The sequence below is a fragment of the Permianibacter fluminis genome (assembly GCF_013179735.1).
Classification (GTDB): Bacteria; Pseudomonadota; Gammaproteobacteria; order Enterobacterales; family Permianibacteraceae; genus Permianibacter; species Permianibacter fluminis.
In genome coordinates this window covers 570,510-595,434 of sequence record NZ_JABMEG010000001.1, presented here as the reverse complement: position 1 = coordinate 595,434, position 24,925 = coordinate 570,510, and the positions used below count along the sequence as shown (strand labels likewise).

Genomic DNA, 24,925 nt, shown 5'->3' with positions numbered 1-24,925 from the left:
CTTCAGGCATTCCACATGGCGCGCCGACGACACTGCGACTCCCGGTTTCCACTTGAGTACCCGCCATGAACAAAACCACTTTTCGCCGCACGTTGCTGGCCCTTCATGCCGCCGGCGCGCTCGCCGCGGCGGTGTTCGCCAGCAACAGCAGCCACGCGGCCGAAAGCGCCGCCGGCGCCAATCTGCTGATCGAAAACGTCACCATTGTCTCGCCCGAGCTGGCCGCGCCGCAGCCCGGCCGCTGGGTCCGCATCGAAAACGGTCGCATCAGTGCCATCGCCGACCACGCCATTACCGCGCCAGCCGGCACCCGCCGCCTGAACGGTGCCGGCAAGTTTCTGACCCCCGGCCTGATGGACAGCCACGTCCACGTCAGCATTCCGGCTGGGCTGCCGTTTGGCGTGCAGTCGCCGGGGCTCGACCGTTTGGTGAGTGATTATCAGCGCCAGCAACCGCGCAGCTATCTCTACTTCGGCGTGACCCAGTTGCTCGATCCGGCCGGCTTTGAAGACGGCATCGCGGCTTTCAAGGCCCAGCCGCAAAAACCGGATCTATTCCGGTGCGGCGCCGCTTCGGTGCTGAACGGCTATCCACGCATTGTCGCGGGCAACGAAGTACACAGCATCCTTCCGGAATTCATTTACGAGCCGGAAAACCCGGATCCGATTCCGGCCGGCGTCGACCCGGCCCAGCACACGCCGGAAGCGGTGGTGGCGCGCATTGCTGCCAGCGGTGCCCGCTGCATCAAGATCTTCATCGAGGATGGTTTTGGTGAAGCGCATCACATGCCGCTGTTGAAACCGAAAACGATGGCGCGGGTGCGCGCTGCGGCCCATCAAGCCGGTCTGCTGGTCGTCGCCCATGCCAATGCCTATGACATGCAGCAGATCGCTGTTACGGCCGACGTGGATGTGTTGGCACACGGCCTCTGGAGCTGGGGCAAACTCAGCAGCGCCGACGGTTTGCCGAGTGAGATTGCTGCGCTGATGCAGCAAGTGCAACAAAAGCATATTGGCTTTCAACCGACGCTGCGTGTGGTCGCTGGACTGCGCGATCTGTTTGTGCCGGCCACGCTCAGTGATCCGGTACTGAGCAAAATCACCCCGCCAGCGGTGCTGGATTTTTATCGCAGCGCAGATGGCAAATTCTTCCAGCAGGAATTGCGCGCAGATTTCGGTGACGGCAGTGATGCCGAGCTGGCCGCAGTCTATGAAAAAATTTACCAGCAAGGTGCGCGCGTTACCCGCTACCTGCATAGCATCGGCCAGCCGCTGCTGCTGGCCAGCGACACGCCGTCGGCACCGGTTTACGCCAACCAGCCGGGCTACAACAGCTATCAGGAACTGCGCGCGCTGATCAACGCTGGCATTCCGCTTGACGCCGCCTTCCGCGCCGGTACGCTCAACAACGCCCGCCAGTTCGGTCTCGACGGCGACTACGGCACGGTCGAGCAGGGCAAGATCGCCAACCTGCTGCTGCTGGCCAGCAACCCGTTGCAAACGGCTGACGCCTGGGCGCAAATCGAAACCGTCATCCTGCACGGCAACCCGCTGGCCCGCGAATCGCTGGCGGCGAACTGAGCATCGCTTGTCGAGCAAAATGTGTCCCGTACGACGGATCCGCTGCAGGCGGGTCCGTCGTCGTTTGAACAAACGGCCGAACCGTGTCTGCCCACGCTCGTGCCGGACGAGATAAAGCCGTGACAAAGGCGTGATCCGCTATGATGCGGACTGCAATCTTGAACGCAGGCCCGAATCGCCGGTCTGAGATGCAGGTCCGCAAGTTCTGCAGGCACAGGGAGCGCCGTCATGCAAACCATTCTCAAGATACTGATAGCCGGCAGTGCAGCGTTGCTTCCGGTGCTTGCCCATAGTCAGGAGCCCGTTTCACGCAGTGAAACCCCGGCCTGGTTACAACAGAAAATAACCGCGGACGAAGCGCTGCCGGAACATGCCGGGGCGTTTGCGATCTGGCAGTTGCAGCATCACGGCAAGCCAGCGTATCTGGTGATCTCGCCTTGCTGTGATCAATACAATCCGCTCTACGACGAACAGGGCAAGCTGCTTTGTCATCCGACCGGCGGTATTGTCGGTCAGGGCGATAGCCAGTGTCCCTTCCCGGCGGACCCGGGCACGCCGATACGCCTGGTCTGGCTGAATCCGAAATCGTCGGTTAAACAGTTGGACCCGCCGCAACTGTCGAAGTCACAACAATAATTTCAATACAGGTTAGGTGACATAAACCAACCAAAGAGGCGTTATGAGCACTTACCTATTGTTTTTCCTTTTCGCCGGCGCGGTTGCAGACGAGCCAACATCTGATCCTCAATATGAGGCCATCAGCAAAGTTTCGGACAAATCGGCTAACTGTGCATCGCCGGATGCGTTAGATAAACTGTTTCAGTTGTCCAGTTCTGGACTGATTACCGGAGTTGATCCGCAAGAATGGCTGTCCGGCGTTAATGAAGATACATTTCTAAACTGCCCCCAAGCGTTTTTGGTAGCTTTGAGCAAACAGCCTGCAGCCACGCAATACCACTTACTCAATCAGTATTTTGGTATTCAGCATGCGCCGTGGCACCTGGGGGCCGAGCTACGCAAGTGGCAAAACGATGTTGAAGTGGGCGCGTTTGTGCGCGCGCAGTTTGCCGCTTACCTGGTTGCCGAAGAACCGCAATGAAAAGTGCTGACAGGCAGCACGCAGCAAAGCTCGCAACAGAGATCGCAGTATGAACCTGACTGCGCCGATTGTGCGTCGGCAATTGACCTTGTTTGTGCCCGATGTCGTGGCAGTGGAGCTGGAGGCGCTGCGTCGGGTGCTGGACCCGGTGCAGAGTCGGCTCATTGCCGCGCACGTGACGCTGTGCCGCGAAGACGAGCTCGGTGCCTGCACAGAGTCGGAACTGCGCGCGCGCATAGCCCGCTGTCCGATCAGGGCGCTGCAATTACAGTTCGGCCCAGCCGAAGTGTTTTATGAGCACGGCATCCGCTTGCCCAGCATCGGCGATGAGCGGGATTTTCATACGCTGCGCCAGTACTTGCTTGGCACCGAAGCCATTCGCCTGCAGTCACCGCACATCACGCTGGCTCATCCACGCAATCCCAAAGCGCCGGGCAACAGCCTGGCGACCGCCACCGCGCTGACGACACCGTTCACCATCCGGTTCTCGACGATATCCTGGATCGAGCAGCGTGGTACCGCGCCCTGGCAATTGCTCAGTCAGCTGACCTGACTACCGCGCCAGCAGCAAGCAAGCTGAATGCGGGTTGTTGATGCCGGTCACTCAGCGCGTCGTTAGCGCACCCGCAAATAATGCACATTGAACCAATCGCGATCATCGGCCCAGGTTTGCACGGGCTCGTAGCCAGCACGTTCGGCCAGCGCCAAAAACGCCGAGCGGGAATACTTGTAGGAATTTTCGGTGTGGATGGTTTCGCCAGCGGCCAAGTGGATCCACTCGCCGGCAATGGCGACCCGTTGCTCCGTCACTGACCGCAGGTGCATTTCGATGCGACCGGCGTCGGCGTTATAAAACGCCTGATGAGCAAAGCGCGCCGTATCAAACTTGCTACCGGTCAACGCATTGATGTGCTGCAGGATATTCAGGTTGAACGCCGCAGTAACGCCATCGCCATCGTTGTAGGCCGCATTCAGAATCGTTTCGTCCTTCGGCGTATCGACGCCGATCAGCAGGCCATTGCCAGAACCGAGCAGCGTTGCGACTTGCCGCAGAAATTGCTCGGCATCAGCCGGTTCGAAATTGCCGATGCTGGAGCCGGGAAAAAAGCCAATGCGCTGCTGACGGCTGACCGGCAAGCTGAATGGCTGGCTGTAATCCAGACAGATGGGCGTCAGCTTCAGCCAGGGATAATCCGCCTTCAGCTTGCGTGCCGACTCGTGCAGATGCTGGGCCGAGATATCGACCGGCAGATAATTTTCCGGCCGCAACGTCTGCAGCAACAGCCGAATCTTGATGCTGCTGCCACTGCCAAATTCGATCAGCTCCATACCGGTGCCGAGCACTTTTGCAATCGCCTGCCGTTGCCGGCTCAGAATATCGACCTCGGTGCGGGTCGGATAATACTCGGGTAAATGACAAATGCGGTCGAACAGCTTCGAGCCGACGGCGTCGTAGAAATATTTTGGCGAAAGTCGCTTTGGCGTTGCCTGCAGGCCGGCCACAATCTCGGCCAGTCGCGGGTCGGTGTGCCGATCGAGTTGATCCAGTCGATCGCGTTTGTGCAGGGTTGTGGTTTTCATGCGTCCTCCGCCAAGCGAAGACCGGTGAACGACCACCGATCATGAGGGTAGAAAAAATTGCGGTAGCTGGCCCGGCTATGGCCCGGCGGGGTGATGCAGGCGCTACCGCGCAAGACGTATTGATTACTCATGAATTTGCCGTTGTATTCACCGACGGCACCGGCAGCTGGTTTGAAGCCGGGGTAGGCCGAGTAGCTGCTGCGGGTCCATTGCCACAACGCGCCGAAAAAGCCCTGGCTGTCGTTATGCTGAGCGCGCCAGCTGCTCGACCAGTGCTCCGGCAGTTTGGCGGCGTTGGCCAGCACTTCCCATTCCGCTTCGCTGGGTAAACGCTTGCCGGCCCAGCGCGCGTAGGCATCGGCTTCGTAATAACTGATATGCGCCACCGGTAGATTCGGATCCAGTGCCTGCAAACCGTGCAAACTGAATTCCTGCCAGCTGTTGTGATCGGCTGCAGCGTCTTGTCGCCAGTACAGCGGTTGCTGCCAGCCCTGTTGCTGAATATGGGCCCAGCCGTCAGCGAGCCAATGCTCGGCGCGCCGATAACCGCCATCCTGAACAAATTGCAGATACTCGCCATTGCTGACCAGCCGATTTGCCAACCGGAACGGTTGCAAGTAGTGCTGATGCCGCGGCGCTTCATTGTCGAAAGCAAAGTGCTCGTCGCTGCGCTGCTGGCCTATGTCCTGCAGGCCGCCGTCGTGACCCAGCCATTGCAGTGGCGCAACGGGTTTTGCCGGCTGCAGCGCGCGCTCGTCATAAACGGGGCAAAGTGGGTTATGGGAAAAGTGATAAAGCAGATCACAGAGCAATAATTCCTGATGTTGCTGTTCGTGTTGCAAGCCCAGCGCCAACCGCTGCAGCAAATCGGGATCGGTGCGCTCGGGATGGCGACCGCTGTCATCCAGCCATTGCAAGACCCGCTCATCGACAATCATCCGGTAATCGCGAACATCGGCCGTGGTTGGCCGTGACAGCGCACCGCGCATGGCGCGCGGAAACGGTTGGCCGACGCCCTGATAGTAAGAATTGAACAGCTGATGAAATTGCGGGTGCACCGATTGGTAGTGTGGATCCGCCTCGGCCAGGACAAAGGTTTCAAAAAACCACGTGGTGTGACCGAGATGCCAGCGTGGCGGGCTGGCAAACACGGCCGTTTGCAAACCGTAGTCTTCGGCGACCAGCGGCTCGCACAAAGCCAGGGTATCGGCGCGAATGCGGCGATAATGGCGTTGCAGGGCGTGTATCGAGGCTGCCGCAGCGGCAGCGCTGTTGACTGACATGGCGGTCACTCTCCTGATGAACAGTTTGGAGTGCCACAGTGATCACGGCGTTACAACAAGGGGGCGGAGACAGTGCCGGCAAGCTGAAAAATTTCACCCGCTGCACCGGCAGCAACAGCAAATCCACAGTCGAGCGGGCACTCGACTGCGAGATCTGCATCAATAAACGCCAGATCACGTCGACAAGGATTCGCCGCAAATCGGCGAAGCTGCCTGCAGTGTAGAACGATACTCTGGGCATGAACACCGGATCTGCACTGGTTATGGCCGGCCAAACGGCCATAACCAGTGCAGATCCTGACAACGTATTGACAGTTCAGTGCAACAACTTGGCGCGCCAGTGTCGGCTGACCGCGAACACCGTCAACATGATCACCGGCACTGCCGCGCCGCTGATCAGTTCAGTCGGCAGGTGTGTGCCCGCTGCCGACACCGCCTTGAGCGCGTAACCCAACAGGCCGGTGAGATAGTAAGTGAGCACAACCACCGACAGCCCTTCCACCGTCTGCTGCAGGCGCAGCTGCAACTCGGCGCGTTTGTTCATTGAACTCAGCAGTTGCTGGTTTTGTTCTTCATGTGTCACTTCAACGCGGGTACGCAGCAGCGTTGTCGCGCGCTGCAGTCGGGCATTCAGTCTTTCCTGACGCTGGCTGACGGTGTCGCAGGTTTCCAGTGCCGGCATCAACCGGCGATGCAGAAATTCACCAAAGGGCTGAATGCCTTCCAGTCGCCGTTCGCGCAACTCGTCGATGCGGCGAGCAACCAGCGCGTGATAGGCACGCGCCGCCGAAAAACGGTACTGGCTGTCGCCAATCAGGGCTTCTGCTTCGGCGGACAATCGCGACAACTGCAGCAGCAGTTCGCGGTCGTCGCCACCATCGAGCAAGCCATCGGTGATTTTGTTCAGCTGCTTGCGGATGCTGTCGATCTCGGCCATCTGATGTTTGGCGATCGGCAGAGCCAGCAGGGCCAGCATCCGGTAGCTTTCGAGTTCGAACAACCGTTGCACCATGCGGCCGGTCTGGCCGGCGCTCATCGATCGGTTCAGCAGCACCATGCGGGTGACGCCACCGCTGAACGGCGCGTCCGGGTACAGCCGCAGATCGGTAATCGCAATGGCTTTGCCGAGCGCCAGTTCAGCTCCGACCCAGTCCTCTTCCTGAAACCAGCGGTGTCGGTGCGCCAGCGTCGCGGCGGCCTCGCCGTCTTCATTGAGCACCAACAATTGCATCGCAACCAGCAATTCGCCGGGCAGGCTGCTCAGCCAGCCGTCCGGCAATTGTCGCCAGAGCGTGTCATCAAAGCTCAGCGCGCGCTCGGCGCGCAGCACGGTGTAGCGAACAAACTCGGTGTGCAGCGCCCAGCGCAGCGTCAGCGCGCCGCTGCAGGCGACATGGTGATTGCAATCGTCCGGTGCGGGCCGGCAGTGCCAGCTCTGCAGCAGGCGACCAAGAGCTTCGCGCTGTGCGGCGATATCGCCGTGATGCAACACGGTGAAACTGATGATGCGGGCCGGCGATTGCACCGGCAGATTGGGTCTGGCATGCACTTCATCATTGAGCACACGCCGCTGCGCGTGAATGGCGACCATCGACAGACTCCTGATAGGGATTAACTGAGTGGTGCGCGAGCTGGGGCTTGCGCCCGGCATCCGCCGCACGCACGACCGAATCCCCACGGTTGATAAAACCCGTACTGCACAACACCAAGGCCATGCCGACTTGCAAACGCGGTGCCGAGCATGAACCCTGCGCATCACGCGCGGATGACAATGACCGGCGCTCAAAGCGAACCGAATCGGCGCAGGGCCGTCAGGCAATCGCAGTTGCGTGAGCCGAAGAGGTGCAGTGGGGTGGCGCTGCGTGTTGGCAAAGGCGTGGCGATCAAAAAACGCGAATCGCGGTGCCGCTCGCCTGTAGCTGCGCCACGGCGTGTTGCACGCGGGCATCGCCGACCGCGCGATCCAGACCCAGCCGGAAATGCACCCGGCCCTGCAAGTCGCGCGAGGAATGCAGCGACTGCAGATTGACCTCGGCATCGGCGAATGCGGCCAGCAGAGCGCGTAACTGACCGGGCTCATCGCGCGGCAGATGCATCACGACCACGTTTGGCTCATCGAGATCGGCCAGCAAATAGGCGAGCTGCTCGAAGCAGGCATTGCCGTTCTCCAGCGCGTCCGCGCCCAGCGTTTGCAGCGGCTGCCGCCAGTATTGTCGGTGCCACGCTTGCTGAGCGTTTTCGTCACCACGGCGCACCAGCGCGGCCATTTGCTGCAGCGTGCTGGCCAGCGCATCAAGCACCTCCGGCACATGCGGATTCAGGAACTGGATGTCCTGGTAAATCGCCGAATTGCCGGTCAGCAGGCGGGCGATCACCGCGGTGTCGAGCGCAAATGAAGGCGAGCGATACGGCAGCAACGCCGCCAGCGTTTGCAGCGCATCGGGCTGGGCGCCAATCACGTTTGCCTGCGCCAGATGGCTGGCATGCACCAGTCCCTGCACCAGCGCCATGATGCGATCGTGTTCCGCTGCCGTGGTCTGCACGGTCTGGGCGTCGAAGCCGCGCAGCAAGGCCTCGAACCACGGCCGCCAGCGCTGCAGGCGGCCTTCGCAGACCACCAGCACGCGGCCACGCAGCGTGCGTGTTTTCGGCGCCGCGCACATCGGATGCAGGCCGACCACCTCGGCGTCGCTGGTCAGCATCGCCTGCATGGCCGGCGTCTTGATTGAGGTGATATCGAGCCAGAGTTGCGCCCGGCTGCGGGCGCCGGCCCGCTGGACGTAGTCGGCGATGATGGCCGGGGTTTGCCGGATGGGGGCGGCGAACACCAACACGTCGGCCTCGGCCAGCAGTTGCTCCGGGCTGGGACCGTCCGGCCATTGCGGGTCCTGACCTAGCACCGGGCACTGCATCACGTCGGTGAAAAACGCCGTCAGCCAGCGGCCATAGGCACCGGCAGCGCCGACGATGCCGACGGTGCAGGCGCTGACTGCGTCGGGCAAGCGGGGGGTGCGGTTCATTCCGGGTTTGCTCGGCGGCTTCGATGGCCTCCTGTGTAACCGACCCGGGTGGCCGGCGGGAAATGGCCTGCGGCTGTATGCCTCGGAAATGGGGAAATTTGATCCGGGACAAGCCTACCTAGATAATAAGCATTATCATTAGCGAATCATTCTTGAGGTCCCTGCCGATGAAGCTGACTGCCCTGAGACAAACCGCTGCCGCCCTGCTGCTGCTGGCCACCGGCCCGGTACTGGCGGCCGATACCCCGGAATACACGCTGGTGCTGAAGGACCATCAATTCGTGCCGGCCGAGCTCAGCATTCCGGCGGACACCAAGGTCAAGCTGCTGGTGCGCAATGACGACGCCACGCCGGCCGAATTCGAAAGCCATTCGCTGAATCGGGAAAAAATCATTCCGGCCAACGCCACCGTCACGATCTTTGTTGGCCCGCTGAAGCCGGGTGAATACGAGTTCTTCGACGAGTTTCACGAAGCGACGACCCGCGGCAAGCTGATCGTCAAATAAGGCGCTGTTCTTCAACACAGGCCTTGCCCGTCTACAAAGGTTATTTCGGTGTTTGCAACTGCGCTGATTGTTTTTCGCGAAGTGTTCGAAGCGGCGTTGATCGTCAGCATTGTGCTGGCCGCCGCGCAGGGTGTGCGCTATCGCAATTATTGGATCGGTGCCGGCATCGGCATCGGTGTGCTCGGCTCGCTGCTGGTGGCCGCGTCGGCAGAAGTGATCGCCAATGCCCTCGAAGGCGTCGGCCAGGAATTGTTCAACGCCGGCGTGCTCTTGGCCGCAGTGCTGATGCTCGGTTGGCACAACGTCTGGATGGCGCGACACGGCCGCGAACTGGCGAGCCAGATGGGCGCGGTCGGCAATGCCGTGCGCGTGGGCAGCCGACCGCTGTATGCCCTGATGCTGGCAGTCAGTCTCGCGGTACTGCGCGAAGGTTCGGAGCTGGTGCTGTTTCTGTACGGCGTTTCGGCAGCTGGCAACAGCGCTGGCATGTTTACCGGTGCGCTGATCGGCCTGGCCGGTGGCGTTGCGGTCGGTGCCTTGCTCTACATCGGTTTGCTGCGGGTGCCGACCCGGCATCTGTTTAGCGTCACCAGTTTCATGATCCTGCTGCTGGCTGCCGGTCTCGCTGCGCAAGCAGCGGCCTTCCTGAGTCAGGCCGGTTTGTTGCCGGAACTGATCAGCACGGTCTGGGACAGCTCGGCGCTGTTGTCGGAACATTCGCCGCTGGGAGAAGCACTGCACGCGCTGATCGGTTACGACGAAGCGCCGTCGGCGATCCAGCTGCTGTTTTACTTCTGCACGCTGATCGGCATGCTGGTGCTGATGAAGCTGTTCGGCAAGGTGCCCGCTGCCGCCAAGCCTGCCAATAACGCCTTGCAATAATTATCAATTAGCCATTTTTGTGGGATGAACCAATGAAACTCACTCGTCTGTCGCTACCGCTGTGTCTGTCCCTTGGCCTGCTGCAAAGTGCCGCCGCCATGGCCGTCAATGGCAGTGTCAACATGGTGTTCTACCCGACCGTCGAAGAAGGCGAGGTTGAGGTTGAGGCGCGCGGCTGGCGCGGTAATGACGATGGCGCGTTCGATGGTGCCGAAGTCGACAAATTCGATCTGGCCTACGGCGTCACCAGCTGGTGGAAAACCGAGCTGGAGTTTGTCGTCGAGAAAGCGCCCGGCGAATCGCGCGAGTGGGAAGCCACCGCCTCGGAAAACTTTTTTCAGCTGAGCGAGCAAGGCGAATACTTTGCTGACTTTGGTTTCTTCTTTGAATATGAAAATGTCCGCGACGCGGACATTCATGAAGTGGTGTTTGGTCCAATCATCCAGATGAGTTTTGGTGACATCGTCGCCACTACCAACCTGTTTGTCGAACGCGAGTTTGGTTCTGACGCCGAAGAAAAGAAATTCGAACCGTTTGGTTCGCTGCAGGTGAAATACCGTTTGGCCAAAGCCTTTGAACCGGCGGTCGAACTGTACATGGACGAGCACGGCTGGATTGCCGGACCGGCCGCGCTCGGCGAAGTCAAACTGGCCGGCAACAAACTGAAATGGCAACTCGCCTACCTGCTCGGCAACAGCAATGATGACGATGTCGCCGACCAGACCCTGCGCTGGGCCGTTGAATACGAGTTTTAAATAGACACGTCAAGATACATATTTCGGTGTAAGAAGAGTTGAAAAAAGCAGAAGCTCAAAAATGAGACTGCTCAGATGGCCCATAAGCATTACTGACATGCTAGATCTCCGCGACAATCATTCCGTTCCCAGCGCGAAGACAAAGCCTTTGCTCAGATGCTGAGACAAATTTTTCATCGCCCAACGGGCGATAGAAAGTGGATTGGCTAATAATCTCATTCACGACTTTTTGTGTTGCTTTGTCTGTGACACCGCCATCAATTACTATTTCGCGAGCCTTACCTTCCGATGTTATTACGAAGGTAGCGCACGTTGCGTCCTCAAGTATGCCTTTTCGTATAGTTTCAGTGCTGTTCACCCCAGATACGACTAGATTGAGTAGCACAGGATGATTCAGTACGAGAAGTTCCGTCTGTCCAGAACTTCCCGCAGAAGAGTCAGAACGTCCGGAGTTTTCTAAACGGGAAACATAGTCGAATAGTTTTATAAACTTAGTATCGGTAGTGAATTTTTTCTTGGCTGCATCTGCGGCCTCTGTCGCGTCTGAATAGTCCTGCATTTTCAGCAGCGAATGAATGTTTAGATCATGCCAAGCCTGATTACGATACAATTCATCCATGTAGGATAGCGCGCAATGCGCAGTGTGATAGTCGGCGGTAACAAAAGAGGCGTAGGCAACCGAAAAATAGTCGAAATTTTGTATTGGCTCTTCATTATTATTTTGAAGTTCGGCAATTCTAGAGAATTGGTTCAAAATGAGTAAATGCTTTATCAAGGCTGATTTGTAGATCATTTTTGCTCCGGCGCTTACGGCCGTTTCTTTCAGTAAGCGAGAGAGGTTGTCAACAGCAATTAGTCTATTTTTCTCAGAATTGGCAAGCGATGCGGAATACTTCAGCAACTCCACTCTATTCACTGAATGTTCTTCAGCTTCGAGTTTTTCCGCAAGATAACGAATAGCGCGATCGGTGTCTCCGCGTGAGTGCAGAAGCAGGGCTTTTTCGATACTCTTTATTGTGCTTGCGCTTGGCTTTTCGGTGACTACGGCCTGTGCTTCATCCGGTAATGCTTTTACTTGTGGGCAGTCATTCGATGAGCTGAAGCTAGCGGAAGAATAGCAACAGAAAGATAGACACAAAGTAAATAATGCGGCGCTAATCACATCCTCACTATTCAGTTGTTGTGATTTGCAGATAAATTTTTTTGGCATTTGAACTACTCCCTGTCTTATTTCATCAAGTAATTGTTTGATCAAGCAACAACGGCAGCCAACGAACCGTTCCCCTACTCGTGGTTATCAGTGACGAATGAGTTGGTTGCATAAAAAGTGATTATTAGGGTGCGCTCGCTGCCGGGGCAGTATCTGCCGCCGACGAGGATTCCTCGTTGGGCACCCATTCAAACCGGAAGCCGCCGCTGTCGTCGGCGAGGCTTTCACCTTTCAACAAGGTATTCAGGGCATTGACATAAAACGCCTTGGATTTGGCGCCGTAGCCACTGCGAAGGTTTTGCACGACGCCCTGCCGATCAATCAGCACGATATACGGAAAGCCTTCGCCACCATACCCGGCCATCGCGTCGCCTTTGCGATCATGGGCCATGACCACGGTGCTGTCTTTCGCCCATTTCTTTGCGCTACGCAAGACCTCGCGATCTTCCTTGACGTTGATCAGCACCACCTGCAGCCCGGCTTTTTCAGCCACCTGTTGAAACTGCAGAAAATCCGGCATCGCCTTGCGGCAGTACTGACACCACGAGGCCCAGTACAAACCGACCACCACTTTGCCACGCAGTTGCTCGGGCTTCAGTGGTTCGCCATCGGGGCCGACACCGAGTGGCAGGCTGGCCGTTTCACCGACTTCAATTGCGCTGGCTACCGGTGCTTGCAACAGCGACGTCAACAAGACAAAAACTGCCAGCACGGTTTTGGTCATGGCCCACATCCTTGTTTTGAGTAAGCGGCTTGCTCTCATGAAACTTTCTTCTTTCCTAACCGCTAGTCTTTAAACGAGTTCGCTGTGTGGAACCGCTTGTTGTGTAGAAAAACGGCGCACTCATTGCACGCCAATGGCACCGCCACCGGCCCGGCGCGGATCGGCCGCGCCCTGGAACCAGCCGTTGGCAAAGACGATAGATTCAGTCGTGCCGAGCGGTGAACCGACCCGAATATCGTGGCCTTTGGCTTTCAGGGCATCGATGGTGTCGGCAGCAAAACCGAATTCCAGCCGGACCCGATCCGGTTGCCACTGCGAATGAAAACGCGGCACGCTGGACGCGGTGGCAATGTTCAAGTCGTGATCGACCACGTTCATGACGATTTGCAGCACGGTAGTGATGATGGTGCTACCACCGGGCGAGCCGGTCACCAGCATCACCTTGCCATCTTTCATGACAAAAGTCGGGGTCATCGAAGACAGCGGCCGTTTGCGCGCCGCGACAGCGTTGGCTTCTTCACCGAGCAGGCCGTAGGCATTGGCCACGCCGGGTTTGGCCGAGAAATCGTCCATTTCGTTGTTCAGCAAAATGCCGGTGCCTTTGGCGGTGATGCCGGTGCCGTAACTCCAATTCAGCGTGTAAGTGTTGGCGACGGCGTTGCCCCACTGATCCATGACGCTGTAATGGGTGGTCTGCGGGCTTTCATAGCCCTTCAGATCGCCGGGGGCGACTTGCGCCGACGGCGTCGCCTTGTCGAGCGAAATCTGGCTGCGAATTTTCTCCGCGTAGCGTTTGTCGGTCAGCTGCGCGACCGGCACCGTAACGAAATCCGGATCGCCGAGATAACGCGAGCGATCGGCATAGGCGCGGCGCTCGGCCTCGATCATCACGTGCATCGTTTTGCTGCTGTTGAGGCCCCAGTCTTTCACCGGATAGCCTTCGAGCACGTTCAGGATCTGGATCAGGTGAATGCCACCGGAGGACGGCGGCGGCATCGACACCACTTCATAGCCGCGATAGGCACCGCGTACCGGTTCGCGCTCGACCACCCGATACTGCTGCAAATCCTCCAGCGTCATGATGCCGCCGTGGGCCTGGATATCGGCGATCAGCTTTTGTCCGACCACGCCACCGTAAAATGCCTGCGGACCTTGCTTGGCAATTTGCTCCAGCGACCAGGCCAGATCCTTTTGCACCAGCTTGTCGCCGAACTGGTAATTGCTGCCATCGGCTTTCAGGAAAATGCGCCGGGATTCGTCGTTGCGCAAAAAGCGATCGCGGGCGTTGGCAAACGACTCTTCATGGGCCGGTTTCAGGACAAAGCCTTCGCGCGCCAGTTTGATCGCCGGCGCGAGCACGTCTTTCAATTTCAGCGTGCCGTATTTCTCCAGCGCCTGGACCATGCCGGCGACGGTGCCGGGCACACCAACGCCTTTGTAGCCAAAGCCGAGTTCATCGTGATTGACGCTGCCATCAGCGTTCAAATACATGTCGCGCTGGGCGCGGTTGGGCGCCAGCTCGCGATAATCGATGGCAATGGTTTTGTTCGCTTTGGCCAGATGCACCAGCATGAAGCCGCCGCCACCGATATTGCCGGCTTCCGGCAACACCACGGCCAGGGCAAAACCGACCGCGACGGCAGCGTCGACCGCGTTACCGCCGCGGGCCAGCATGTCGGCGCCAATTTGCGAGGCGATTTCCTCTTCACTGACCACCATGCCGCGTTTGGCCAGCGTCGGCGAAAACACATTGGCCAACTCAAACCGCGCCTGCGGCGTGCTGTCGGCCGCGACCGCCTGCGGGCTGGCGAGTGGCAGGGCGATATACAGCGCCACGGCAGCGGCGCGCAGGGCATCAAAGCGTAGCGACATCGAAGGACCATCCGGAAAAAGAAGCAGGCTGGCACCTTACCTGTGGCCATGTGCTGCTGGCAAATGCGGTCGAGTTGGTGGCCGCGCTGTGGCAGGATCGCGGCCGGAACAGGCCGAGAAAGGATGCGGAGATGACGAAGGGGTTGGTGGCCACGGTGCTGGTACTGTTGCTGCGGGTTCCGTTGTTGCCGTTGCTGCTGTTTCCGGCGCCGGCAGTTGCCGATATCTACCGTTGTCCCGGTGCCGATGGCAGTGTCCGATTTTCCGACCAACCCTGTGACAGCAACAGCAAGGCGGTCACCCGCGCGCCAGCGGTGCCGACCGGCGACGCCCGCTGCGAGCGCGCCGGCCAGATCGCCTACGACACGGCGCTGAAATCGAGTCGCGGTGTCGGCAAAGTCAGCATCCTCGCCGAACTCGGCAATGAAGCAAATGATCCGCTCTACAAACGCTCGGTCGATATTGGCTACCAATACGGATTGGGCGCAGAAAATCTCCGCAAACAAGCGCTGCGCGAATGCCGCAACGACCTGCTGCGCACCGCGCCGGCCACGGTCAGCGCGCCGAACAACGCCCGTGATTTCACCATCAGCGGACTGCGCTATCGCTTCTCCCGTTTGCCTCCGTGGCAGGAGATAGACAGCAACATCCGCGTCGATGATGTCTCGCTGACGTTTCAGTCACCCCAGCCCGAGTGGGCCAAGTTGACGCTGTATTGCTCAGCGGTTCAGAACACAAGAGCCGGCGACGTGGCGGCCTGGTCCGAGAATGCCGCGCGCCATCGCACGCGCAGCAAAGTGCCGCCGGAACGCGAGCAGTGGCAGACCGACGCCGGTACCGTTTCGGTGGCGCGCGCAGAGCGACCGGTCGGCGAGAAGCTCGATGCGTCCGGGTATCGATATGTCAGCGCTTACGGTGTGTTCGGCAAAGGCATGCGCTGCGATATCGTGGTGGAGTCGCAATATCGCGGTGGCGATGCGACCCGCAATGCCGACAGCATGGTGCGCACCTTGAAACCGATTTGAAAAAGTGGCGTGATCAGTGTCGGCGCCGGGTCTGGTGTCGGACATGGCGCTGATAAACGCTGCCGCCGCAGCACGGCCCAGGTGGATACACGCGACGTGATTGCCGCTTGTATCGTGCCGATTCAGAAATCGTAGCTGGCAATGATGGCGTTGGTTTTGCCGCTGGCGTTCAATTCGTCGAAGCCCTGATTCAGCAGCGCGAGCAAGGTCTCACTGTACGACTTGGTTTTGGCGACGCCCATGTAGATCGGTGTTTTCAGCCCGGTTTTGTGGATGACGAGGGTGTCGTTCAGTTGGTTGGCTTGCAGATGACGGCGCAGGGCCGGATAGCTGCTGAAAAACACCTGCTGACGTTTGTGCTGAATGAGCAGCACCGCCTGTCGAAAGGCGTTGTCGCCGGAAAGTTGATGCACAGTATCCGGGTGCGCGGCCAGCCACGCAGGCAGGGGTGCGGCATATTCGTAATTGGCGATCACGACCACACTTTTGCCGGTGAGACTGGTCAGGCCCTGCCAACGAAAATCCGTGTCGCGATGAGTGAGCGCGGCGAGTTCTGCGTGTAACCAGGGCTTGCGGGTCAACAGCGCGAATTTGGCATCGCTTTCACCCGCACCGATGATGCCATCGATACGACCTTCGCTGACTTCCTGCAGCGCGCGGGTCCACGGCAGCACGCGGTAGTCCAGGGCGATGCCGCGCTTGGCCAGAATGGCGGCAAGCATATCGACCAGGGCGCCGCGTCGCGCGTCCTGCTCGGCGCAGTTGTAGGGACACCAGATATCGCCGACAAAACTGACCCGCTCCGGCAAAGCGTCATCCGCCAGTGCGGGCAGCGCTGCCAGCAAAACCAGACTGCCGAGGCAAAGCCGGCGGCACTGCCAGGCGATACGACACCACACATCCGATACCGTCACGGTCTACTCCCGTGCCTCAGCGTGCAGCACGTCAAATACTTTATAGGTGCAAATAACTATAGAAGCGCCAACGCCGATGCATGCCGTTGGCTGAAAAAATTGGCCGATGGTGTGGTGATAACGGAAGCCGGAAACGCTGGCGGAAAAGCAAACGGGCCATCAGAAGATGGCCCGCTCTTGTTTATCGCTGACTGGCTAAGGCTAGCGACGTCGCTCCGGCGCGAAGGTCTACGGCGGGCAGTGCGCGCTCCGTTTCGCGGCAGTGCTGATGGGGCTAACGCAGGTTGAGGCTAACGTAGAGTCAGCGCCGCAGGGCTTAACGCAACGTCAGTGCCGCGGCTAACGCAGAGTCAGCGCTGCTGACTCGGGCCAGCGCTCGATACCGGCGAAAATCACCCGGAACGCCGCGGTCTCGGCGTTTTCCCAGGCGTCGGCGGCATCCCGATCGAATTCGTCTTCGCCTTCCAGCATGGCGCTCATGGCGGCGTGGGCCGCTTCGGCACTGACGCCGGCCTTGGCCAGAACCTGTTGGGCGGCGGCGATGCCGGCGACGATCTGGGCATCGGCAAGCCCGCTGTCGGCAATCCACAAAGTCATTGCAGCTATCCTTGGTGATTCGGACGGAACGGTCGTCCGTTAAATGTGATGGCGGTCACGGCGCACTCTGCCGCAAGTGCGCGTTTCCGACAAGCTCTGGACCAACCTGCGTCGTCCGACCGGCCCGTTCCGGCGGTAAAGCCACCGCCGCACCGTGGTAGCCGGCCCGCGTTGCGGCCTCACGCCGAGCGGCGGTCATGTTCCGGTTATAAGCTAAGACGGCCGCGTTGTTGGAGCAGGGATGTCTGGCCGCCTAAGCTGGCGCCACTTTCGATGACGGACCAACCGGAGACGACGAGATGAAACGAGGCCACTGGCTGACCGGCCTGTTCGCCCTGCTCAGCCTGCACAGCTTGGCGGCCGAGACGCTGCTGAATGTGTCCTATGACCCGACCCGCGAGCTGTACGAAGCGGTCAACACCGCTTTCAACGCCAGCCGCAGCAAACAGGGTCTGCCGGCCGTTACGATCAAACAATCGCATGGCGGCTCCGGCAAGCAGGCGCGCGCGGTCGTCGATGGCTTGCAAGCCGATGTGGTGACACTGGCGCTGGCCTACGATATCGACGCGATCGCCGAACGTGGCCTGCTGGCGAAAGACTGGCAGAAGAAATTCCCGCATAACGCGACACCGTTCCAGTCGACCATCGTGTTTCTGGTGCGCGCGGGCAACCCGAAAAAGATCAAGGACTGGGGCGATCTGATTCGCGCCGACGTCAAGGTGATCACGCCAAATCCGAAGACTTCCGGTGGTGCCCGCTGGAACTATCTGGCGGCCTGGGCCTGGGCACTGCAGCAACCGGGTGGCAACGCCGCCAGTGCCAAGGCCTTTCTGACCAAGCTGTATGCCAATGTGCCGGTGCTCGATACCGGTGCCCGCGGCTCGACCATCACCTTTGTCGAACGCAATCAGGGCGACGTGTTGCTGGCCTGGGAAAACGAAGCCTTGCTGGCGACGCGCAAACTCGATCCGGGCAAGTTTGAAATTGTCGTGCCGAGCGTGTCGATTCTGGCCGAGCCGCCGGTGGCGGTGGTTGACAAAAATGTCGACAAACATGGCAACCGCACGCTGGCCGAAAGTTACCTGAACTATCTCTACAGCGCCGAAGCTCAGCGCCTCGCCGGACAGAATTACTACCGGCCGACCGACAGCAAGATTGTCGCGGAATTTGCCAATCAATTTCCGCCGCTGAAACTGGTCAGCATCGACGGTGTGTTTGGTGGCTGGAGCAAAGCGCAGAAAGAACATTTCGACGACGGTGGCCTCTTTGACCAAATCAGCGCTACGCAGTAACGCACCCGCGGGCGAGCTACAGCCGCAAGCACATCAGCTGCGGCAACGACCGAGCCGGGTACTGCCCGGCTTTCGGCTAACCCTGTTCTGCACCGCTCTGTATCTGCTGATTCTGGTGCTGGTGCCGATCTCGGCCGTGCTGCTGAAGTCGATGAGTCTGCCGCTTGATGGCTGGTGGAAACTGTTGACCAATGTCCGGGTCTTGTCGGCGTTGAAAATCTCGTTTGGCTCGGCGCTGATCGCCGCGCTGGCCAACGTTTTCATCGGCACCTTGCTCGCCTGGGTGTTGGTTCGGTATCGGCTGCCCGGTCATCGCTTCTGGGATGCACTAATCGATTTGCCGTTCGCGCTGCCGACTGCGGTCGCCGGCATCGCGCTGACCGCAGTGTATGCCCCGGATGGCAGCATTGGCCGCTACTTGCAAACCTTAGGCATTGAGGTGACGTACACGCCATTGGGTATTGTGGTTGCGCTGCTGTTTATTGGCTTGCCTTTCGTTGTGCGCACAGTGCAACCGGTACTGACTGAACTGGATGCCGGCGTCGAAGAAGCGGCGGCGTCACTCGGTGCCAATCACTGGCAGATTTTTCACCGTGTTGTTCTGCCGGCGATCCGGCCAGCCATCCTGACCGGTTTTGCCTTGGCGTTTGCCCGCGGCATTGGCGAATACGGTTCGGTGATTTTCATCGCTGGCAACATGCCGAAAGTTTCGGAGATTGCACCGCTGCTGATTTACATCAAGCTGGAGCAATACGATTACGCCGGCGCCACGGCAGTTGCAACCATCATGCTGCTGCTGTCATTCGCACTGCTGTTGCTGATCAACCAGCAGCAGCGTCGTCTGAACCGCTTTCAGCGCAAATAGAAAAGGCGACCCGTTCATGTCCGTTGCTCGCAGACCATCGCACCTGCTGATCGAACCATGGTGGATACGCTGGCCGCTGATTCTGTTGGCAGCCGTGTTGTTCTTTGGCGTGTTGGTCGCACCGCTGCTGACCATTTTCATCGAAGCGTTTGCCAAGGGCTGGCAGGTGTATCTGACTGCCGTCACCGACGCCGAAGCCTGGTCGGCGATCCGGCTGACGGTCTGGGTTGCGCTGATCGCCGTGCCGCTCAACACCGTGTTTGGCGTGCTGGCGGCTTGGCTGCTGACCAAGTTCGATTTTCGCGGCAAGGATATTTTGCTGACCCTGATCGATCTGCCGTTCTCGGTATCACCTGTGGTTGCCGGCCTGATGTTCGTCTTGCTGTTCGGTGCCCAGGGCTGGATGGGTCATTGGCTGCAAGACAATGACATCCAGATTATCTTTGCCTTGCCCGGCATCGTGCTGGCCACCATTTTCATCACCCTGCCGTATGTCGTGCGCGAGCTGGTGCCTCTGATGCAAGCGCAAGGCCGCGACGAAGAAGAAGCAGCGATGACGCTGGGGGCGTCCGGCTGGACGCTGTTCTGGCGAGTGACGCTGCCGAATATCAAATGGGCGCTGATCAACGGCATCATTTTGTGCAACGCCAGAGCGATGGGCGAGTTCGGCGCGGTATCGGTAGTGTCCGGCCACATTCGTGGTGAAACCAATACCCTGCCGCTGCACGTTGAAATCCTGCATAACGAATATCAATTCAGCGCGGCGTTTGCCTGCGCGTCCTTGTTGACCGTGCTGGCGCTGCTGACCCTGATTCTGACCACCATCACCGAAAACCGGCGCCAGGCGCGCGCCGTGGAACCCGAAGCATCATGAAAATATCGCTGCAACAGATCAGCAAGCAGTTCGACAACCAGAAAGTGCTGCGCGACATTTCGCTGGACTTCGCGCCCGGCAAATTGACGGCGCTGCTTGGCCCGTCTGGCTGTGGCAAAACCACCTTGCTGCGCATCATTGCCGGTTTGGAGCAGGCCGATCACGGTCAGCTGTTGCTCGATGGCGTCGACAGTTCGGACCGGCAAGTGCGTCAGCGCAAAGTCGGTTTTGTCTTTCAGCATTACGCGCTGTTTCGGCACATGACCGTGTTTGAGAACATTGCCTTTGGTTTGCGGGTCAAGCCGCGGAAAGAACGGCCGAGTGAACATGCGCTGCACTTGCGTGTGCAGGAGTTGCTGGATCTGGTGCAGCTTGCCGGATTTGCCGATCGCTATCCGGACCAATTGTCCGGTGGCCAGCGCCAGCGGATTGCCCTGGCCCGGGCACTGGCGGTCTCACCGCAAATCCTGTTGCTCGATGAACCGTTCGGCGCACTGGACGCACAGGTGCGCAAGGATCTGCGCATCTGGTTGCGTCAGCTGCAGAACGAGCTGCAAGTCACCACGATCTTCGTCACGCATGATCAGGAAGAGGCGCTGGAAGTGGCTGATGATGTCGTGATCATGCAGCGCGGCCAGGTCGAGCAGCGCGGCAGCCCAGAGGCCGTGTATGAAGCGCCAAACAGTCCGTTTGTTTACCGCTTTCTCGGTGGCGTCAATCAGTTCAACGGCGAGCTGCGTGGCGGTCGCCTGCTGCTGGCCAATCATTTCCTGAAAGTGGCGACCAGTAATCTGGCCGATGGTGCCGCCGCTACCGGTTTTGCCCGCCCGTATGAACTCGATCTGGAACCCGATCTGACCGATCACGGTGGCCTGCCGGCCCACATTGATCGCGTGCTGGGCTTGGGACCGCGGGTGCGGGTGGAGTTGACCACCGACAGCAGCGCTGAGCGGATCGAAGTGGAATTGTCGCGGGCGCGTTACGCCATGCTGGAATTGGAAGAAGGCCAACTGGTCTGGGTGACTGCGCGCCAGCTGCACTTGTTCGCCGCCAGCTGATCGACTGCTGATTTCAGTGTGGGCGACGTTGACCGAGTTGCGGTGGTCTGAGGCAATAGCAGAAATGCGGAAGTGACTGCTGTGCTACGAAAGCGACAGCGGTGTTACTGAAGAGGAAGCTTGGCAAACGACAGGCAAAAAAACCGACGCGCCGGATGGACCGACGCGTCGAGGTGGAACCGACACCCGCAGTGCGGGCGGCTAAAGCAGTGTTAAATCCGACTCAGGCAGCGCGCTTGCGGCGGGCGGCCAAGCCAGCCAGACCCAGCGCCATAAGCGTCAGTGCCAGCGGCTCATCAACGGTGACGCTGTGACCGGTCAGGCCGCTGATCTTGATGTAGTCATTACCGGTGCTGAAGGCATCACCACCGAATACCGGGTTGTGCGCGCCAACCAGCCAATAACGTGAGGCATAACCGGCGGCGTTGATGTTCTGCCAGCTGCCGGTAACGAGGTCGGCGTACTGACCAACCAAAGACCAACCGGCACCAATCAGATCGCCCCAGCCCATGCCGGTTGTGCTCGGCGGTGCGCCCGGACCGGTCCAGGCCAGCACCGACATGTCACTGTCGTCACCTTTCCAGCCGATTTCCAAACCAGTCAGTTCAGTCATCTGGGCGAAGGTGAACAGGGCCATTTCATAGCGGCCGTTGTTGTCGAGAGCATGCTCAGGTGCATTGCCTTCGTTGCTGTCGACATCATTGGTGGCGTCGGAGTCATTGCCGGCGCTGCGATCGCGGTTATAGGCCCCCAAGCCGCCATCCCATGCCGCCAGATAGGCGTCCTGAATGGTGATGTTGCCGTTGCCGCCGGTATTGGCCATGGCACCGACATCGACAGTCGAGCTGGCATCGCTACCGGTGAAGGAGCGGTTGTTACCATAGGCCGAGGTATTGGGATTGCAGTTGCTGCTGCAGGTAAAATCCCAAGTAATGGTGTCGGCGAGGCTGGCATTGGCGGCCACCAGGCTTCCCAGCCCAAGCGCAACAACAAGAAGACGCTTCATGATGCAATCCTTTGACGAACAGACAATGGCAATTGGCAAACCCTGAGCAAGCCCTGTGCCACAAAAATAAGGCCAGAAAAAACAAATACTTGGAACGGGTCATCACGCGGCTCGACGGTAGGCTGTAAAGCCCTTTGACAGGGTGCGGGGCGGCTGGTGTACAGCCAGTGCGAATGTACCAATTGAGGAATGATGATGACGCTGTGGGTCGATGCCGATGCCTGCCCCAAGGTGATCAAGGAGATCATCTTTCGGGTTTCGGCCCGTTTGCAGCTGCCGGTGGTCATGGTCGCCAACCAGTATCTGGCCAAGCCGGCGTCCAGCCTGATTCGCTGCGTTCAGGTCGAACAGGGCTTCGATGTTGCCGACAACTACATTGTTCAGCAGGCCCAGCCCGGTGATCTGGTGGTGACCCAGGACATTCCACTGGCCGCGGAGCTGGTCGAGAAGAAAGTGGCCGCGCTGAATCCGCGCGGCGAACTCTACACCCGGGAAAACGTCCGTCAGCGGCTCAATATCCGCGACTTCATGGACACCATGCGCGCCAGTGGTGAACACGGCGGTGGCCCGGCGCCGTTCAGCCAACAGGACCGGATGCGCTTCGCCAACGCGCTCGACAGCTGGCTGGCGCGGCGGCGTTGAACCGTTTTCCGGAGCGGCGCCGATAAATCGGCCCGGCCGTGATTCAGCCAACAGGACCGGATGCGCTTTGCCAACGCGCTCGACAGCTGGCTGGCGCGGCGGCGTTGAACCGCGCGGCGCTGGCGTCGGCTACGCTTGCCCCGGTATCCCTGCATCGAAGAGCTCCCCTTTGAAGACTGTTCCTGCCGGTGGCGCCGGCATCCTGCTGTTGCTTGCGGTGGTCCTGGCCGGCAGCGCCAACGGCGCGGTTGGCGTAGCGGCCGCACCGTCCGCCGACTCGTCGACCGATACCGCCAGCCAGCTTGCCGAGGTCGAAGCGCTTGCCAATACCGATGCCGTGGCGGCGCTGGCGCGCGTGCAGCAACTGAAAAATTCCGCAGGCTTTCAATCGGCGCCAGCAGCGCTCGCCACTCTGCACGCGCTCGAATGCAATCTGGTCATCAACGATCAACCCAAACAGGCCATCGCCTTGGCAGAGTCGGCGTTGCAAACGCCAGATCTGCCGGGCAAGCCGCGCATCCGTCTGCAGATCTGTCGCGGTCAGGGATTGGATTGGACCGGTCAGCCGGAGCCCGCCCGGCAGGCGTTTGATGCCGCGCTGGCCGATGCTCGCAAAAACGGTGACGCGCTGCTGATTGTCGAAGTGTTGAGTGCGCTGGCGGCGCTCGATTCCTATCAGGGTCGGTACGTCAGGGCAGCGGCGTCGCTACGCGAAGCGCAGGCGCTGGTCGATCAAGCCCGGGCCGCGCTGCCGCTCGACATCCAGGCCAACGCCGAGCACGAAAAAATGCGCGAACTGCGCAATGTCCAGCTCAGTCTGTGGCAACGCCTCGGTGTGCTCTATATCGGCATGGATGATGGCGAAAAAGCCATGCAATATTTTCAGCAGGTGTTAACCGAAGTCGAAGCGCGCAAGGAAGTGCCCGGGCAAATCACCGCGTTGTACAACATTGGCCGGGCACTGGAAGAGCAAGGCAAACTGGACGAGGCCTGGAAAGCCCAATACCGCTCCTACGAACTCGCCAAGGCGGCAGGCGACAACACCAGTGTCGCCTGGGCGCAGCGCTCTCTCGGTGCCATCCGGGTGCAGCAGGATCGCTACGACGAAGCCGCACCCTACATCGACGCGGCCATTCGTGCGTTTGAGCAAATTGCCGATGCCGAAATACTGGCGCAACTGACGTTCTATCGCGCTCGAATCGCTCGGCATCGTGGTGACGTAGTCGCCGCCGAGCGCGACTTGCGCGCTGCTCTGGTCACTTTTCGACAGAATCAGACACTGCGCTATCTCGACCGGGTGCTGAGCGAGTTGTCCGCCTTGCGCCAACAAGCCGGCGATCTGCCGGAAGCGCTGACCCTGCTACAAGAGCGTGACCGCATTCATCGCGCGCTCGATCTGCAAATCCAGGATCGCGCGGCGGCGCGGCTACAGGCCGAGTTCGACAATCAGGCCCAGCAGAAAGAAAACCAGCGCCTGGCCGAACTGCAACAGTGGCAGGCGCGCCAACTGCAGGATGCAAGCACGCTGGCCCGCCAGCAATACCTGATCATTGTGCTGGCCGGGCTGATTGCGATCTTCGTTGCCTATTTCGCGGTGCGCCAACTGCGCATTGCCCGTCATATGCGGGCCATGGCTTTGACCGATGAGCTGACCAAAGTGCCGAACCGGCGCGCGGTATATCAACTGGCCAATGAGCATTGGCGTAGTGGCGTGCAGCCGTTTTCGTTGTTGCTGCTCGACATCGATTATTTCAAACGCGTCAATGACCGTTTCGGTCATGCCTGCGGTGATCAGGCGCTGCAATTGGTCGCGCAGTGCTGTCGCGACCAATTGCGTCAAGGCGACACGATTGGTCGCATCGGTGGCGAAGAATTCATGGTGTTGCTGCCGGGCGCCAACGCTAGCACCGCAGTCGATGTTGCCGAACGCCTGCGCAAGGCGGTAGTGCAGGCGCCGGCTGGCCATATCGCGTCAGAACTCAGTCTCGCCATCAGCCTTGGGGTGGCGACGCGGCAGCGCGGCGAGACCAATTTGCAAGCGCTGATCCAGCGCGCGGATGCGGCGCTGTATCAGGCCAAGGCTGCCGGTCGCAATCAAACCGTACTGGCCGAGGAAAATGCCAGTGACGATGTGGCGTGA

The 24,925-nt window shown here is 59.6% G+C and carries 23 protein-coding genes and 1 pseudogene; 14 read left to right on the top strand and 10 right to left on the bottom strand.

What is annotated here, in order from left to right:
- Nucleotides 1–65: 65 nt before the first annotated feature.
- From HPT27_RS02575 to HPT27_RS02560, 4 genes are all read left to right on the top strand, one after another.
- Nucleotides 66–1,580 (top strand): amidohydrolase family protein, encoded by a 1,515-nt coding sequence (locus HPT27_RS02575; RefSeq protein ID WP_172238517.1) that lies wholly within the window; start codon nt 66–68, stop codon nt 1,578–1,580.
- Between the two features lie 228 nt (nt 1,581–1,808).
- The gene (locus tag HPT27_RS02570) at nt 1,809–2,216 is read left to right on the top strand and encodes a DUF6970 domain-containing protein (RefSeq protein WP_172238514.1); all 408 of its coding nucleotides are present in this window, start codon (nt 1,809–1,811) and stop codon (nt 2,214–2,216) included.
- A gap of 43 nt (nt 2,217–2,259) precedes the next feature.
- On the top strand, nt 2,260–2,679 hold the full coding sequence (locus HPT27_RS02565) for a hypothetical protein (RefSeq protein ID WP_172238511.1): 420 nt from the start codon (nt 2,260–2,262) through the stop codon (nt 2,677–2,679).
- A gap of 49 nt (nt 2,680–2,728) precedes the next feature.
- Nucleotides 2,729–3,232, top strand: a complete 504-nt coding sequence (locus HPT27_RS02560) for a 2'-5' RNA ligase family protein (RefSeq protein WP_172238508.1) — start codon at nt 2,729–2,731, stop codon at nt 3,230–3,232.
- Between the two features lie 62 nt (nt 3,233–3,294).
- On the opposite strand, the gene egtD is transcribed toward HPT27_RS02560, so the two are convergent.
- From egtD to HPT27_RS02540, 4 genes are all read right to left on the bottom strand, one after another.
- Nucleotides 3,295–4,260: an L-histidine N(alpha)-methyltransferase gene (egtD, locus tag HPT27_RS02555; RefSeq protein ID WP_172238505.1), complete on the bottom strand. Its 966-nt coding sequence runs from the start codon at nt 4,258–4,260 to the stop codon at nt 3,295–3,297.
- Nucleotides 4,257–5,543: an ergothioneine biosynthesis protein EgtB gene (gene egtB / locus HPT27_RS02550; protein WP_172238502.1), complete on the bottom strand. Its 1,287-nt coding sequence runs from the start codon at nt 5,541–5,543 to the stop codon at nt 4,257–4,259. The genes egtD and egtB overlap by 4 nt, the downstream gene beginning before the upstream one ends.
- A gap of 316 nt (nt 5,544–5,859) precedes the next feature.
- Nucleotides 5,860–7,134 (bottom strand): DUF3422 family protein, encoded by a 1,275-nt coding sequence (locus HPT27_RS02545; protein WP_172238499.1) that lies wholly within the window; start codon nt 7,132–7,134, stop codon nt 5,860–5,862.
- Nucleotides 7,135–7,426: 292 nt separating this feature from the next.
- Nucleotides 7,427–8,563, bottom strand: a complete 1,137-nt coding sequence (locus tag HPT27_RS02540; RefSeq protein ID WP_172238496.1) for a prephenate dehydrogenase — start codon at nt 8,561–8,563, stop codon at nt 7,427–7,429.
- Between the two features lie 167 nt (nt 8,564–8,730).
- Here HPT27_RS02540 and HPT27_RS02535 point away from each other — a divergent pair, with 167 nt between their 5' ends.
- From HPT27_RS02535 to HPT27_RS02525, 3 genes are read left to right on the top strand one after another with little or no spacing between them, the layout of a single operon-like run.
- On the top strand, nt 8,731–9,069 hold the full coding sequence (locus HPT27_RS02535) for a cupredoxin domain-containing protein (protein WP_172238493.1): 339 nt from the start codon (nt 8,731–8,733) through the stop codon (nt 9,067–9,069).
- A 48-nt stretch (nt 9,070–9,117) separates the two neighbouring features.
- A complete protein-coding gene (locus HPT27_RS02530; RefSeq protein ID WP_172238490.1) occupies nt 9,118–9,951 on the top strand; it encodes an FTR1 family iron permease in 834 nt (277 codons plus the stop codon).
- A gap of 32 nt (nt 9,952–9,983) precedes the next feature.
- On the top strand, nt 9,984–10,706 hold the full coding sequence (locus tag HPT27_RS02525) for a hypothetical protein (protein ID WP_172238487.1): 723 nt from the start codon (nt 9,984–9,986) through the stop codon (nt 10,704–10,706).
- A 100-nt stretch (nt 10,707–10,806) separates the two neighbouring features.
- On the opposite strand, the gene HPT27_RS02520 is transcribed toward HPT27_RS02525, so the two are convergent.
- The 3 genes from HPT27_RS02520 to ggt all read right to left on the bottom strand — a co-directional run bounded on the left by HPT27_RS02520 (nt 10,807) and on the right by ggt (nt 14,512).
- Complete coding sequence (locus HPT27_RS02520) at nt 10,807–11,916, bottom strand: hypothetical protein (RefSeq protein WP_172238484.1); 1,110 nt, start codon at nt 11,914–11,916, stop codon at nt 10,807–10,809.
- A gap of 124 nt (nt 11,917–12,040) precedes the next feature.
- A complete protein-coding gene (locus HPT27_RS02515; RefSeq protein ID WP_172238481.1) occupies nt 12,041–12,640 on the bottom strand; it encodes a TlpA family protein disulfide reductase in 600 nt (199 codons plus the stop codon).
- 120 nt (nt 12,641–12,760) lie between these two features.
- Complete coding sequence (gene ggt / locus HPT27_RS02510; protein WP_172238478.1) at nt 12,761–14,512, bottom strand: gamma-glutamyltransferase; 1,752 nt, start codon at nt 14,510–14,512, stop codon at nt 12,761–12,763.
- Between the two features lie 131 nt (nt 14,513–14,643).
- On the opposite strand from ggt, the gene HPT27_RS02505 reads away from it, so the two are divergent.
- Nucleotides 14,644–15,537 carry a DUF4124 domain-containing protein gene (locus HPT27_RS02505; protein WP_172238475.1) on the top strand — a complete coding sequence of 298 codons (894 nt, stop codon included), beginning with the start codon at nt 14,644–14,646 and terminating at the stop codon, nt 15,535–15,537.
- A gap of 122 nt (nt 15,538–15,659) precedes the next feature.
- On the opposite strand, the gene HPT27_RS02500 is transcribed toward HPT27_RS02505, so the two are convergent.
- Entirely contained in the window at nt 15,660–16,451 is a 792-nt protein-coding gene (locus tag HPT27_RS02500) for a substrate-binding periplasmic protein (protein ID WP_172238472.1), read from the bottom strand.
- 339 nt (nt 16,452–16,790) lie between these two features.
- Nucleotides 16,791–17,048: a hypothetical protein gene (locus HPT27_RS02495; RefSeq protein WP_172238469.1), complete on the bottom strand. Its 258-nt coding sequence runs from the start codon at nt 17,046–17,048 to the stop codon at nt 16,791–16,793.
- Between the two features lie 299 nt (nt 17,049–17,347).
- Between HPT27_RS02495 and HPT27_RS02490 the strand changes: the two genes are divergently transcribed.
- From HPT27_RS02490 to HPT27_RS02475, 4 genes and pseudogenes are all read left to right on the top strand, one after another.
- On the top strand, nt 17,348–18,340 hold the full coding sequence (locus HPT27_RS02490) for a sulfate ABC transporter substrate-binding protein (RefSeq protein ID WP_172238466.1): 993 nt from the start codon (nt 17,348–17,350) through the stop codon (nt 18,338–18,340).
- Nucleotides 18,341–18,377: 37 nt separating this feature from the next.
- Nucleotides 18,378–19,205 (top strand): sulfate ABC transporter permease subunit CysT, encoded by an 828-nt coding sequence (gene cysT / locus HPT27_RS02485; RefSeq protein ID WP_172245022.1) that lies wholly within the window; start codon nt 18,378–18,380, stop codon nt 19,203–19,205.
- Nucleotides 19,206–19,281: 76 nt separating this feature from the next.
- Nucleotides 19,282–20,079 (top strand): annotated as a pseudogene (gene cysW, locus HPT27_RS02480) (sulfate ABC transporter permease subunit CysW); the annotation flags it as partial.
- Complete coding sequence (locus HPT27_RS02475) at nt 20,076–21,137, top strand: sulfate/molybdate ABC transporter ATP-binding protein (RefSeq protein ID WP_172238460.1); 1,062 nt, start codon at nt 20,076–20,078, stop codon at nt 21,135–21,137. The pseudogene cysW and the gene HPT27_RS02475, both read left to right, overlap by 4 nt.
- A 223-nt stretch (nt 21,138–21,360) precedes the next feature.
- Here the strand turns inward: HPT27_RS02475 and xdp1 are convergent, their stop codons facing one another.
- Complete coding sequence (xdp1, locus tag HPT27_RS02470; RefSeq protein ID WP_172238457.1) at nt 21,361–22,143, bottom strand: exosortase-dependent surface protein XDP1; 783 nt, start codon at nt 22,141–22,143, stop codon at nt 21,361–21,363.
- Nucleotides 22,144–22,332: 189 nt separating this feature from the next.
- Between xdp1 and HPT27_RS02465 the strand changes: the two genes are divergently transcribed.
- Both HPT27_RS02465 and HPT27_RS02460 read left to right on the top strand, forming a co-directional pair.
- On the top strand, nt 22,333–22,785 hold the full coding sequence (locus HPT27_RS02465; protein WP_456238492.1) for a YaiI/YqxD family protein: 453 nt from the start codon (nt 22,333–22,335) through the stop codon (nt 22,783–22,785).
- Between the two features lie 169 nt (nt 22,786–22,954).
- Entirely contained in the window at nt 22,955–24,925 is a 1,971-nt protein-coding gene (locus tag HPT27_RS02460) for a tetratricopeptide repeat-containing diguanylate cyclase (RefSeq protein ID WP_172238454.1), read from the top strand.

Bases quoted from the DNA above. Each gene is read 5' to 3' on its own strand.
- HPT27_RS02525 (WP_172238487.1), top strand. From the start codon at position 9,984: ATGAAACTCACTCGTCTGTCGCTACCGCTGTGTCTGTCCCTTGGCCTG.
- HPT27_RS02490 (WP_172238466.1), top strand. From the start codon at position 17,348: ATGAAACGAGGCCACTGGCTGACCGGCCTGTTCGCCCTGCTCAGCCTG.
- egtD (WP_172238505.1), bottom strand. From the start codon at position 4,260: ATGAAAACCACAACCCTGCACAAACGCGATCGACTGGATCAACTCGAT.
- HPT27_RS02505 (WP_172238475.1), top strand. From the start codon at position 14,644: ATGACGAAGGGGTTGGTGGCCACGGTGCTGGTACTGTTGCTGCGGGTT.
- egtB (WP_172238502.1), bottom strand. From the start codon at position 5,543: ATGTCAGTCAACAGCGCTGCCGCTGCGGCAGCCTCGATACACGCCCTG.
- HPT27_RS02495 (WP_172238469.1), bottom strand. From the start codon at position 17,048: ATGACTTTGTGGATTGCCGACAGCGGGCTTGCCGATGCCCAGATCGTC.
- HPT27_RS02545 (WP_172238499.1), bottom strand. From the start codon at position 7,134: ATGGTCGCCATTCACGCGCAGCGGCGTGTGCTCAATGATGAAGTGCAT.
- HPT27_RS02540 (WP_172238496.1), bottom strand. From the start codon at position 8,563: ATGAACCGCACCCCCCGCTTGCCCGACGCAGTCAGCGCCTGCACCGTC.
- HPT27_RS02515 (WP_172238481.1), bottom strand. From the start codon at position 12,640: ATGACCAAAACCGTGCTGGCAGTTTTTGTCTTGTTGACGTCGCTGTTG.
- HPT27_RS02535 (WP_172238493.1), top strand. From the start codon at position 8,731: ATGAAGCTGACTGCCCTGAGACAAACCGCTGCCGCCCTGCTGCTGCTG.
- HPT27_RS02520 (WP_172238484.1), bottom strand. From the start codon at position 11,916: ATGCCAAAAAAATTTATCTGCAAATCACAACAACTGAATAGTGAGGAT.
- xdp1 (WP_172238457.1), bottom strand. From the start codon at position 22,143: ATGAAGCGTCTTCTTGTTGTTGCGCTTGGGCTGGGAAGCCTGGTGGCC.
- ggt (WP_172238478.1), bottom strand. From the start codon at position 14,512: ATGTCGCTACGCTTTGATGCCCTGCGCGCCGCTGCCGTGGCGCTGTAT.
- HPT27_RS02570 (WP_172238514.1), top strand. From the start codon at position 1,809: ATGCAAACCATTCTCAAGATACTGATAGCCGGCAGTGCAGCGTTGCTT.
- HPT27_RS02560 (WP_172238508.1), top strand. From the start codon at position 2,729: ATGAACCTGACTGCGCCGATTGTGCGTCGGCAATTGACCTTGTTTGTG.
- HPT27_RS02575 (WP_172238517.1), top strand. From the start codon at position 66: ATGAACAAAACCACTTTTCGCCGCACGTTGCTGGCCCTTCATGCCGCC.
- HPT27_RS02475 (WP_172238460.1), top strand. From the start codon at position 20,076: ATGAAAATATCGCTGCAACAGATCAGCAAGCAGTTCGACAACCAGAAA.
- HPT27_RS02465 (WP_456238492.1), top strand. From the start codon at position 22,333: ATGATGATGACGCTGTGGGTCGATGCCGATGCCTGCCCCAAGGTGATC.
- HPT27_RS02565 (WP_172238511.1), top strand. From the start codon at position 2,260: ATGAGCACTTACCTATTGTTTTTCCTTTTCGCCGGCGCGGTTGCAGAC.